10 protein-coding genes are annotated in these 11,521 nt (G+C 67.6%); 4 read left to right on the top strand and 6 right to left on the bottom strand.

Annotated features, from left to right (window positions below; genetic code table 11):
* The first annotated feature begins 2 nt into the window (after window positions 1–2).
* From SB751_RS04380 to yacG, 4 genes are all read left to right on the top strand, one after another.
* Window positions 3–869: a prepilin peptidase gene (locus SB751_RS04380; RefSeq protein ID WP_144201285.1), complete on the top strand. Its 867-nt coding sequence runs from the start codon at window positions 3–5 to the stop codon at window positions 867–869.
* A 54-nt stretch (window positions 870–923) separates the two neighbouring features.
* Complete coding sequence (gene coaE / locus SB751_RS04375) at window positions 924–1,532, top strand: dephospho-CoA kinase (RefSeq protein WP_144201283.1); 609 nt, start codon at window positions 924–926, stop codon at window positions 1,530–1,532.
* A gap of 200 nt (window positions 1,533–1,732) precedes the next feature.
* Window positions 1,733–2,491: a cell division protein ZapD gene (gene zapD / locus SB751_RS04370; RefSeq protein WP_144201281.1), complete on the top strand. Its 759-nt coding sequence runs from the start codon at window positions 1,733–1,735 to the stop codon at window positions 2,489–2,491.
* A 10-nt stretch (window positions 2,492–2,501) separates the two neighbouring features.
* Complete coding sequence (yacG, locus tag SB751_RS04365) at window positions 2,502–2,693, top strand: DNA gyrase inhibitor YacG (protein WP_410747825.1); 192 nt, start codon at window positions 2,502–2,504, stop codon at window positions 2,691–2,693.
* 29 nt (window positions 2,694–2,722) lie between these two features.
* On the opposite strand, the gene SB751_RS04360 is transcribed toward yacG, so the two are convergent.
* From SB751_RS04360 to SB751_RS04335, 6 genes are all read right to left on the bottom strand, one after another.
* Window positions 2,723–4,765, bottom strand: a complete 2,043-nt coding sequence (locus tag SB751_RS04360; protein WP_410747824.1) for an OPT family oligopeptide transporter — start codon at window positions 4,763–4,765, stop codon at window positions 2,723–2,725.
* Window positions 4,766–4,829: 64 nt separating this feature from the next.
* Window positions 4,830–5,270: an NUDIX domain-containing protein gene (locus tag SB751_RS04355; RefSeq protein WP_144201275.1), complete on the bottom strand. Its 441-nt coding sequence runs from the start codon at window positions 5,268–5,270 to the stop codon at window positions 4,830–4,832.
* Entirely contained in the window at window positions 5,267–6,166 is a 900-nt protein-coding gene (locus SB751_RS04350; RefSeq protein ID WP_313819055.1) for an ATP-binding protein, read from the bottom strand. The genes SB751_RS04355 and SB751_RS04350 overlap by 4 nt, the downstream gene beginning before the upstream one ends.
* Window positions 6,167–6,187: 21 nt before the next feature.
* A complete protein-coding gene (gene argJ, locus SB751_RS04345; RefSeq protein ID WP_144201271.1) occupies window positions 6,188–7,414 on the bottom strand; it encodes a bifunctional glutamate N-acetyltransferase/amino-acid acetyltransferase ArgJ in 1,227 nt (408 codons plus the stop codon).
* Window positions 7,415–7,524: 110 nt separating this feature from the next.
* Window positions 7,525–10,317 (bottom strand): preprotein translocase subunit SecA, encoded by a 2,793-nt coding sequence (gene secA / locus SB751_RS04340; protein WP_144201269.1) that lies wholly within the window; start codon window positions 10,315–10,317, stop codon window positions 7,525–7,527.
* Window positions 10,318–10,518: 201 nt separating this feature from the next.
* Entirely contained in the window at window positions 10,519–11,460 is a 942-nt protein-coding gene (locus SB751_RS04335) for a M23 family metallopeptidase (RefSeq protein ID WP_313819053.1), read from the bottom strand.
* Between the last annotated feature and the right edge of the window lie 61 nt (window positions 11,461–11,521).

Genomic DNA, 11,521 nt, shown 5'->3' with positions numbered 1-11,521 from the left:
CGATGCAGGCTGTATCCGCGCTTGAAGCCGTGCCGCCGCTGTTCCTGATCGTGGCGGCCGGCCTGCTGGGCCTGCTGGTGGGCAGTTTCCTCAACGTGGTGATCCATCGCCTGCCCCGGATGATGGAGCACGACGAGGCCAACTATCTGGCCGAACTCCGAGACGAGCCGCTGCCCCACCCGGACCGCTACAACCTCATGGTGCCGCGCTCGGCCTGCCCGCACTGCGGCCACCAGATCGCCGCCTGGGAAAATGTGCCGGTGATCAGCTACCTGCTCCTGCGTGGGAAATGCTCGGCCTGCAAGGCGCCCATCGGTATCCGCTATCCGCTGGTGGAACTGGCCACGGCCGTGCTGAGCGCGCTGGCGATGTGGCATTTCGGCGCGACCGTGCAGGCGCTGGCCGCCATCGTCATGGTCTGGAGCCTGGTCGCGCTGACCATGATCGACGCCGACACCCAGTTGCTGCCGGACCAGATCACGCTGCCCCTGCTCTGGCTCGGGCTGCTGCTGAACCTGAACGGCGCCTTCGCGCCGCTGGCCGATGCCGTGATTGGCGCCGCCGCCGGCTACCTGCTGCTGTGGAGCGTCTACTGGCTGTTCAAGCTCGTGCGCGGCAAGGAGGGCATGGGTTATGGCGACTTCAAGCTGATGGGCGCGCTGGGCGCCTGGTTCGGCTGGCAGGCGCTGCCGGCGCTGGTGCTGCTGTCGTCGATCGTGGGCGCGGTGTTCGGCATCGTGCTGCTGGTCGTGCGGCGCCAGGGCCGCGAGACGCCGTTCCCGTTCGGGCCGTTCATCGCCGGCGCGGGGCTGATCGTGCTGTTCTTCGGCGCCGATGTGCTGCCGCTGGGGCTGACCTTCAGCCGCTGACGGGAAAACTGGTATCGTTGGCGCCATTCCTCCACGCTACCGACACGCTTCTCCATGCTGGAAATCGGACTCACGGGCGGCATCGGCTCCGGCAAGACCCGCGTTGCCGACATGTTTGCCGCACGCGGCGCCGCGCTGATCGATACCGACCTGCTCGCGCATGAAATCACCGCGCCCGGCGGCGCCGCCATCGGCCCGCTCGTGGCGGCGTTCGGCCCCGGGTGCCTGCGCCCGGACGGCGCCATGGACCGCGACGCCATGCGCGCCCTGGTCTTCTCGGACCCGACGGCCAAGGCCACGCTCGAGGGCATCACCCATCCGCTGATCCGTTCGCTGACGGAGTCCCGCGCCGCCGCCGTCCGCGCGGGCGGCCAGCATCCGTATCTGATCTATGTGGTGCCGCTGCTGGTGGAATCCGGCAGCTGGCGCGCCCGCGTGGGCCGCGTGCTGGTGGTCGACTGCCAGGAAGAGACCCAGATCGCCCGTGTGATGGCGCGCAACGGCTTCACGCGCGCGCAGGCGCTGGCGATCATGGCCCGGCAGGCCACGCGCGCCGCGCGGCTGGCCGTGGCCGACGATGTGATCGACAACGACGGCCCGCCCGAAGCCCTCGCGCCCCAGGTGGCGCGGCTCGACGCCAAGTATCGCCAGCACGCCGGCTAGCACGGCACGCCCCGAGTACGCCGCACGGGCAGATTGCATTTGTCCTCGGGGCGCGACTCGCATAGAATGCGCTGAACATGCCGGGAAAAGCGTGCTAACTGACGGATTTTCCGAAGTTCCGCCAGACCGCCGTCCTCCGGCACTCGATTGAAACTGCCCTTCGGCTTCCGGCCCCTCGGCGCGCAGCACGGATACCTCCCTTGATCCTGTACGAATATCCTTTCAACGAACGCATCAGGACGCTCCTGCGCCTGGAAGACCTGTTCGATCGGCTGGATTATTTCCTCGGGCAGGTTCACCCGCAGCAGCATCACGTGGCCATTACGACGATCTTCGAGATCATCGACGTGGCCGGCCGCGCCGACCTCAAGACCGACCTGATCAAGGAACTGGAGCGCCAGCGCCAGGCGCTCTCGCCGCTGCGCGCCAATCCGCAGATCGACCAGGACGCGCTGGCCAACGTCATTGCCGAGATCGAACAGGGCATTACCGCGCTGAACCAAACCGTGGGCAAGGCTGGCCAGCTGCTGGCCGACAACGAGTGGCTCACGAGCATCCGCAGCCGCGCCATCATCCCGGGCGGCACCTGCGAATTCGACCTGCCGGCCTATTTCGCGTGGCAGCACCGCCCTGCCGAGGACCGCCAGGCCGATATCCTCAAGTGGGCGCGCCCGCTCACGTCGCTGCGCATGGGCACGTCGATCGTGCTGCGGCTGCTGCGCGAGTCCGGCCAGAGCGGCAAGGTCATCGCCACGGGCGGCAGCTACCAGCAGATGCTGTCAGGCCGCAGCTACCAGCTGATGCAGGTCTACCTCGACGACTCGCTGCTGGCCTTCATCCCCGAGATGAGCGCCAACAAGTACATGCTCTGGGTCCGTTTCACCCAGCAGGACGGCGACATGCGACCGCGTTCGGTCGATGCCGACATCCCGTTCCTGCTCAAGCTCTGCAATTTCTGAAGTCTTCCCGATGCCAGCCGTCGTCAAATGTCCCACCTGCGGCAAGGATGTGCCGTGGGTGCAGGAAAACAAGTTCCGTCCCTTCTGCTCCGACCGCTGCAAGCAGATCGACCTGGGCGCCTGGGCGGCCGAGAAGTATGTGATTGGCGGCAAGCCCGACGAGACGCCCTCGGCGGACCTGCCCGAAGACGAGGACGACTGAGCGGCGCACCGCCGCCCGGCCTCTCCTGACTACCGCGCCGCCAGCACGCGCCGGTAGAATCCCACGCAGACCAGCACGAAGACCGCCAGCCCCAGCCACTCGGCTGTGGTGGCAAACCCTGCGTCGACCAGCGCCAGCGGCGCTTCCTTGCCGGACAGGCCGATGATGGCCGCCAGCGCCACGCCGACCAGACTCTCCCCGACGATCAGCCCCGACGCCAGCAGCGTGCCGCGCCGCTCGGCGTGCGCCACCGCCAGCGTCACGTCATCGCCACGTGCCTCGGCGCGGCGGCGCTCGCCCCGCAGCAGCCACCACGACAGCACCGCGCCCACCACCAGCGCAGAGCTGATGGTCGGCGGCAGGTAGATGCCGATGCCCACCGCCAGCACGGGCAGGCGCGCCACGCCGCCCCGGCGGCGCAGCATTTCGTCGATGGCAATCAGCACCACGCCCAGCGCCACGCCGATCAGGATCATGGTCCAGTTCAGCTGGTGCGTGAAAATGCCCGTGGCGATGGCCGTCATCAGCGTGGCCTGCGGCGCCGCGAGTGCCTGGCCGGGGTCCATGTCGGCCCGGGGCAGCGCGCCGGCAAAGCCGTACGCGTTGTAGAGCAGCTCCAGCACCGGCGGAATCACCGCCGCGCCCACGGCGCAGCCGATCAGCAGCGCCACCTGCTGGCGCCACGGCGTGGCGCCGACCAGCCAGCCCGTCTTCAGGTCCTGGAGGTTGTCGTTGGCAATCGACGCCACCGCCACTACCGCCGACGTGGTGAAGATGGCCAGCGCAATCGCGAACTTGCCGCCTTCCGGCGTGCCCATCAGCCCGTCGAGCGTGCCCACGCCGAGGATCAGCAGCGACACCAGGATCACGGCGATGATGCCGATGCCCGAGATCGGGCTGGCGGACGAGCCGACCAGCCCCGCCATATAGCCGCAGGCCGCCGCCACCAGGAAGCCGAACACGAAGGCAAACAGCACGGCGCAGGCCACCAGCCGCCACATCGCGCCGGCATCGAGCGGCGACGGGGCGAGGAAATGGCCAAACGTGACCGCCAGCACGGCCAGCAGCACCAGCGTGATGGCGCCGATCCAGACCGCCGGCAGGTCGCGCTGGGTCCGGGCCATCTCGCCGCCCTCCTCCGCGCCTTGGCCCCGGCCGTTCCCGCGCAGCGCGCCCATCGACGCCCGCACGCCCTCGACCATCGGCTTGAACAGCGTGGCGAGCGTCCAGATCGCGGCAATCCCGATGGTGCCGGCACCGATAAAGCGTGCCTGCGAGCTCCAGACCGAGGTACCGAAGCTCGCCAGCGTGGCCCCGGCCGGCATCGGCGTGATCGCGGTCAGCCACGGCACGGCGACGCCCCAGGTGAGCACAAGGCCCAGCAGCATGGCCAGCCCGCCGACGATGCCGACCAGATACCCGGCGCCGACCAACGCCAGCGAGAACCCCATCGACAGCCGCACCACCGATGCGCCCGCAGCCAGCCACGCATTGGCCCCTTCGGCCAGCACACGCAGCCCGCCCGCCGCGAAGCTGAACAGGCCCGCCGCCACGCCGCCGGCTAGCAGGTCGGCCAGTCCGGTGGCCTGCCGGGTCTCGCCGGGCGCCTGGCTGGCGCTGCCCACGCGCAGGATCTCGGCCGCCGCGACGCCCTCGGGATACGGCAGATCGCTCTTCACGACCATCGCGTGACGTAGCGGAATGCTGAAAATCACGCCAAGCATGCCGCCCGCCGCGCAGATCGACAGCGTCTGCCAGAACGGAAAGCCCTGCCAGTGGCCGAGCATCACCAGCCCCGGCAGGATGAAGATGATCGACGACAAGGTGCCCGCGGCGGACGCCTGCGTCTGCACCATGTTGTTCTCGAGGATATTGGCGCCCGGAAACAGCCGCAGCACGGCCATCGAGATCACGGCGGCCGGAATGGCGGAGGAGAAGGTCAGGCCGACTTTCAGGCCGAGGTAGATATTGGACGCAGTGAACACCACGGTGATCAGCGCGCCCAGGATGATGCCGCGTAGCGTCAGCTCGGGCAGGGAGATGGCATCGTCGATGCGGTCGACACGTTGCATTGGGCCTCCAGTGTTTATTGTTCAGCTTCTGGTGACGGGGGCGACGGGACTGGCATGCGGCCACTCAGGGCGTGGGGCGCTCCTCCGCGAGCCATGCCACGACCGGGATCGTCGCCGGCAATAGCGGGCCGACATCAACCGGGGCGTACTGCCATGAGAACGCCTGGCCTTCGCGGCCGACCGGCTGGCCAACCCAGTCGGTGACCTTGCAGAAATAGAGCCGCACATAGGCGTGCGGGTAGTCATGTTCGAGCGTATGCCAGCGCTCGCTGCGCGTGACGTCGAGGCCGAGTTCCTCGTGCAGCTCGCGCGTCAGCGCGGCCTCGACGGTCTCACCCGGCTCGAGCTTGCCGCCCGGGAATTCCCAGTAACCCTCGTACGGCTTGCCCGCCGGGCGTTGCGCCAGCAGGAAGCGGCCATCGGGCCGCACCAGCACGCCGACGGCCACCTCCGTGACCGGGCGCGCCTGGCCGTCCGCGGAGACCACCGTGCCAGCGCCGCTCATGCCTGGGGTCCCACGTCGGCCACGAACGGCTTGCCGTGCTTGCCACCCCAGTCGCGCGCAAACTGCCACGCCACCCGGCCCGAGCGCGAACCGCGCTCCAGCGCCCAGACCAGCGCATCGCCACGCGCGGCGGCAATGTCCTCGGCGCTGCAGCCGAAGTGCCCCAGCCAATGGCCGACGATGGCCAGGTACTCGTCCTGCTTGGGCGGATAAAACGACAGCCACAGCCCGAAGCGCTCGGACAGCGAGATCTTCTCCTCGACCACCTCGCCCGGATGGATTTCGCCATCGGCCGTGTGCTGGTAGGTCTCGTTGTCCTTCATGTACTCGGGCAGCAGGTGGCGGCGGTTGGACGTGGCGTAGATCAGCACGTTGTCCGACTGGGCGGCCACCGAGCCGTCCAGCGCGGACTTCAGCGACTTGTAGCCCGACTCGCCGTCCTCGAACGACAGGTCATCGCAGAAGATCACGAAGCGCTCGGGCCGCTGGGCCAGCTGTTCGACGATATCGCCGAGGTCGCCCAGGTCGTCCTTGTCCACCTCCACCAGCCGCAGCCCTTCCTTCACATACGCGTTCAGGCAAGCCTTGATCAGCGACGACTTGCCGGTACCGCGCGCGCCAGTCAGCAGCACGTTGTTGGCCGGCAGCTTCTGCACGAACTGGCGCGTATTGGCGACGATGGCGTCCTTCTGGCGCTCGATGTTCTTGAGATCGTCCAGATGGATCGGCGGAAGCTGCTTGATCGCCTGCAGATAGCCGATGTTGCCGAACAGGCTCTGACGCTTGCGCCAGCGGAACGCTACCGCCTCCTGCCAGTCCGCGTCGCTCAGTTGCGGCGGCAGCCATTGTTCCAGTCGGGCGAGAAAGCTATCGAGGCGGGCAGCAAGGTCAGACATGGCAGGGGCGAATTCAGGAAATTACGAACGATAGTCGGCGTTGATCGACACGTAGTCGTGCGAAAGGTCGCAGGTCCACACGGTGGCTTCGGCGTTGCCGCGGCCCAGCGCGATGCGCACGGTGATCTCGGCCTGCTTCATCACGCGCTGGCCGTCTTCCTCGCGGTAGTCGGGGTTGCGGCCGCCGTCGCGGGCCACCCAGACGTCATCGAGCCACAGGTTCACGCGATCGACATCAAGGTCGTTCACACCGGCATAGCCCACGGCGGCCAGGATGCGGCCCAGGTTGGGGTCCGAGGCGTAGAACGCGGTCTTGACCAGCGGCGAATGCGCCACCGCGTAGGCGATCTGGCGGCATTCGGCCACGTTGTTGCCGCCTTCCACGCGAATCGTCATCAGCTTGGTGGCACCCTCGCCGTCGCGCACGATCATCTGGGCCAGTTCCTGCGCCAGCGACGTCACGGCGTCGCGCAGCGCGGCGAAGGCCGGGCCGTCGGCGCGGTCGATGGATACCCCGGCCTTGCCCGTGGCAATCAGCACGAACGAGTCATTGGTGGACGTATCGCCATCGATCGTGATGCTGTTGAACGAGTGGTCGGCGGCGTGCGACACCAGCGCCTGGAGCACCGGCTGCGCCACGGCGGCGTCCAGCGCGATGAAGCCGAGCATGGTCGCCATGTTCGGGCGGATCATGCCGGCGCCCTTGCTGATGCCGGACATCGTGACCGTCTTGCCGTCGATCTGCACCGTGCGCGACGCGGCCTTGGGCTGTGTGTCGGTGGTCATGATCGACTCGGCGGCGGCCAGCCAGTTGTCGGCGCGTGCATTGGCGATGGCGGCCGGCAGCGCGGCAGTCAGGCGATCGACCGGCAGTTGCTCCAGGATCACGCCGGTCGAGAACGGCAGCACCTGGCTGGCGGCGATGCCAAGCTGAGCGGCCAGCGCGTCGCACGTGGCGCGCGCAGCCTTCAGGCCCGGCTCGCCGGTACCGGCGTTGGCATTGCCGGTGTTGACCACCAGCGCGCGGATGCCCGGGCCCGTGGCCAGGTGCTCGCGGCAGACCTGCACCGGCGCGGCGCAGAAGCGGTTCTGCGTGAACACGCCGGCCACGGTGCTGCCCTCGGCCACGCGGACCACGAGCACATCCTTGCGATTGGCCTTGCGGATGCCCGCCTCGGCCCAACCCAGCTCCACGCCGGCAACGGATTTCAAATTCTCTGCCTGGGGCAGCGGCAGGTTCACGGGCATGTGCGGCTCCTTGGTTGCATCTGACAAATATGCCCGCTTGCGCGGGCATTGTGCGGTCTGTGACTTCCCTCTCCCGGACGATGTCGCGGGAGAGGGAGAGGGTCCCCGGCTCAGCTAAGCTTGCCGTGGCACTGCTTGAACTTCTTGCCCGATCCGCACGGGCACGGATCGTTGCGGCCCACCTTCGGCATGCCGGCCACCGCCACGTCCGCGCCCATCGCGGCCATGGCAGCCTGCGCGGTACTGCGGCGCGCCAGCGAGGCGTCTTCCACCGGCTCGGCGCGCTCGGCAAACTCGTCGTGCTTGTATTGCACATTCTCCAGGTGCGCCAGCCCTTCCTCGATCTGCTCCGAAGCCTGCTCGAGCTGCTCCGGCGACTGGATCTGCACATTGAAGATCACGCGGGTGACTTCGCTCTTGATCACGTCCAGCAGGCGCGCGAACAGTTCGAACGACTCGCGCTTGTACTCCTGCTTCGGGTCCTTCTGCGCATAGCCGCGCAGGTGAATGCCCTGGCGCAGGTGGTCCAGCGCGGCCAAATGCTCGCGCCAGTGCGTGTCGATGCTCTGCAGCATGACCGAGCGCTCGAAGCCAGCGAACGATTCCCGGCCCACCTGATTGACCTTGGCGTCGTAGGTCTCGCGCGCCGTGGTCATCACCAGGTTCAGCAGTTCCTCGTCCTCGATGCTCTGGGCGCCCTCGATGGTCTTGGCCAGCGGCACGTCCAGGCCCCAGTCGTCGCGCAGGCGCGCTTCCAGGCTGGCGATGTCCCACTGCTCTTCCATGGTCTCGGCAGGCACGTGGTCGCGGAACAGCTCCACCAGCACGCTCTCGCGCAGGTTGCCCACCATCTCGCCGACGTCGTTGGATTCCAGCACGTCGTTGCGGAGCTTGTAGATCTCCTTGCGCTGGTCGTTGGCCACGTCGTCGTACTGGAGCAGCTGCTTGCGGATGTCGAAGTTGCGGCCTTCCACCTTGCGCTGCGCCGATTCGATCGAGCGTGTGACGATGCCAGCCTCGATCGGCTCGCCCTCGGGCATCTTCAGCCGTTCCATGATCGCGCGCACGCGGTCGCCGGCGAAAATGCGCAGCAGTTGGTCGTCCAGCGACAGGTAGAAGCGCGACGAACCCGGGTCGCCCTGGCGGCCGGCACGGCCACGCAGCTGGTTGTCGATCCGGCGCGACTCATGGCGCTCGGTGCCGACGATATGCAGGCCGCCGGCCGCCTTGACCTGGTCGTGCAGCGACTGCCATTCGTCTTTGAGCTGGGTGATGCGGGCGGCCTTGTCGGCATCCGACAGGCTTGCGTCGATCTCGATGAAGCCGGCCTGCTTCTCCACATTGCCGCCCAGCACGATGTCGGTACCGCGACCGGCCATGTTCGTGGCGATCGTGATCATCTTGGGACGGCCCGCCTGGGCCACGATCTCGGCCTCGCGCTCGTGCTGCTTGGCGTTCAGCACCTGGTGGGGCAGCTTTTCCTTGTTCAGCAGGTCCGACAGGTACTCGGACGTCTCGATCGACGTCGTGCCCACCAGCACCGGCTGGCCACGCTCGTAGCAGTCGCGGATGTCGCGCACCACGGCGTCGTAGCGTTCCTTCGACGTCTTGTAGATCTGGTCCTGCAGGTCCTTGCGCTGGGCCTGGCGGTTGGTCGGGATCACCACGACCTCGAGGCCGTAGATTTCCTGGAATTCGTACGCTTCCGTGTCCGCCGTGCCGGTCATGCCGGCCAGCTTCTCGTACATGCGGAAGTAGTTCTGGAAGGTGATGGTCGCCAGCGTCTGGTTTTCCTGCTGGACCGTCACGCCTTCCTTGGCTTCCACGGCCTGGTGCAGGCCGTCGGACCAGCGGCGGCCCGTCATCAGGCGGCCCGTGAATTCATCGACGATCACCACTTCGTCGTTCTGCACCACGTAGTGCTGGTCGCGGTGAAACAGGCTGTGCGCGCGCAGGGCTGCGTACAGGTGGTGCATCAGCGTGATGTTCTGCGGCGCGTAGAGCGATTCGCCCTCGCCGATCAGGCCCTGCTGGGCCAGGATCTCTTCCGCCTTCTCGTGGCCGGCCTCGGTCAGGTAGACCTGATGGCCCTTCTCGTCCACGTAGTAGTCGCCGGGCGTCTCCACGCCGGTGCCGTCGGCCTTTTCCTCGCCGATCTGGCGCACGAGCAGCTTGGGAATGCCGTTCATGCGCTGGTACAGGTCGGTCTGGTTCTCGGCCTGGCCCGAGATGATCAGCGGCGTACGCGCCTCATCGATCAGGATCGAGTCCACTTCGTCGACGATCGCGTAGTGCAGCGGGCGCTGCACGCGCTGCGACGGGTCGTAGACCATGTTGTCGCGCAGGTAGTCGAAGCCGAACTCGTTGTTCGTGCCGTAGGTGATGTCCGAGTTATAGGCGCGCTGCTTCTCGTCATGAGGCATCTGCGAGAGGTTGACCCCCACCGACAGCCCCAGGAAGTTGTACAGGCGGCCCATCCACTCGGCATCGCGCTGGGCCAGATAGTCGTTCACGGTCACCACGTGCACGCCCTTGCCGGTAATGGCATTGAGGTACACGGCCAGCGTGGCGGTCAGCGTCTTGCCCTCGCCGGTACGCATTTCGGCGATCTTGTTGTCGTTCAGGACCATGCCGCCGATCAGCTGCACGTCGAAGTGGCGCATCTTCATGACGCGCTTGCTGGCCTCGCGGCAGACAGCGAACGCCTCCGGCAGCAGCGCCTCGAGCGACTCCCCGCCCGCATGGCGCTGGCGGAAGGTCTCGGTCATGCCGCGCAGGTCGTCATCCGAAAGCTGTTCGAATTTCGGCTCGAGCGCGTTGATCTTCGCGACCATGCCGCGATATTGTTTGATCAGCCGTTCGTTGCGGCTGCCGAAGACTTTCTTGAGAAGGCCCGTGATCATCGAGTGCTTTCCCCTGCGCGCGCGGCCCGGATACGGCTTGGACGACGGCGAGGAATGGGTGGATTGGCGCAAAACGCCGAGTTTATCATGTGGCGGTGTCGTGGCCGGGGCCCAAACGGGCTCCTTCTGCGCTGGCGCAACAGCCGCCAGACCACCTTCGACAGGTTGGGACTATCCCGCCGCCTTCAATGTTCCGCGCCGTTAGCGGATGGCGGCGCGATCGGTCGGCACGGGCGCCGTGGCAATCGCCGGTGCCGGGTTCGGCGCGGCGGCGGTCAGGAACCCGATCGGGTTACGCGGCACGCCGTTGACATGGACCTCGAAGTGCAGATGCGCGCCGGTGGACCGGCCCGTGCTGCCCACGCGCGCCACCTCCTGCCCGGCGCGGACCAGATCGCCCACCTTCACCAGTGATTTCGACGCATGCGCATAGCGGGTCTTGAGCCCATTGCCATGGTCGATGTCGATCATGTTGCCGTACTCGGGGTGCCACTCGGCCGCCACGACCACCCCGCCGGCCGCCGCGACGATCGGCGTGCCGGTCGGGGCGACGAAATCCACGCCATCGTGCCGGGTGCGCCGGCCCGAGAACGGATCGATGCGGGTGCCGAAGCTCGAACCATCGTAGCCCACCGCCACCGGCATCACGCTCGGCGTGCGGCGCTCGCGCAGTTGGCGGTCGATGAGTGCCCCTTCGATCACATCAAAGAAATCCACGCGATGTTCGGCCTGCTTGCCAAGCCGCGCCAGTTCGTCACGCAGGTCGGGCAGCGTCAGCGCGGTGGATCGCTCGGCGCCGGCGGGGCCGCCCCGGGCTGGGCGATGGCGGAAGTCGAAGTCCTGGGGGGCGATGCCGGCCAGCCCGGACACGCGCTCGCCGAGCGCATCGAGCCGGACCATCTGGGCCTGGAGTTCACCGACGCGGGCGGCCAGCACGGCAAGGTTGGCGCGCAGGTAGGCGTTGTCGCGCGCCTGCCCGGAGGCCTCGCCGCCCGGCTGGGCACGGGCGACATACCAGGTGATGGCGGAAGATGCGGCGGCCACGAGCAGGCACACCACGATGGCAAGCAGCCCGGCGCGCAGCGGCGTGAGCTGAAGACGGAACACCCGCGGCGCGCGCGGATGCAGCACGATGATTTGCATGACCTACCCCTTCGCCGACAAAAAGAGGCCGACCGGCCTCGTCGCGCATGCGGGCGTGGCA

The sequence above is a fragment of the Cupriavidus sp. SIMBA_020 genome, assembly GCF_046535395.1.
GTDB classification, from domain to species: domain Bacteria; phylum Pseudomonadota; class Gammaproteobacteria; order Burkholderiales; family Burkholderiaceae; genus Cupriavidus; species Cupriavidus campinensis.
Note: the sequence above shows the minus strand (reverse complement) of the source record. Positions and strands in the feature narration are given on the sequence as shown.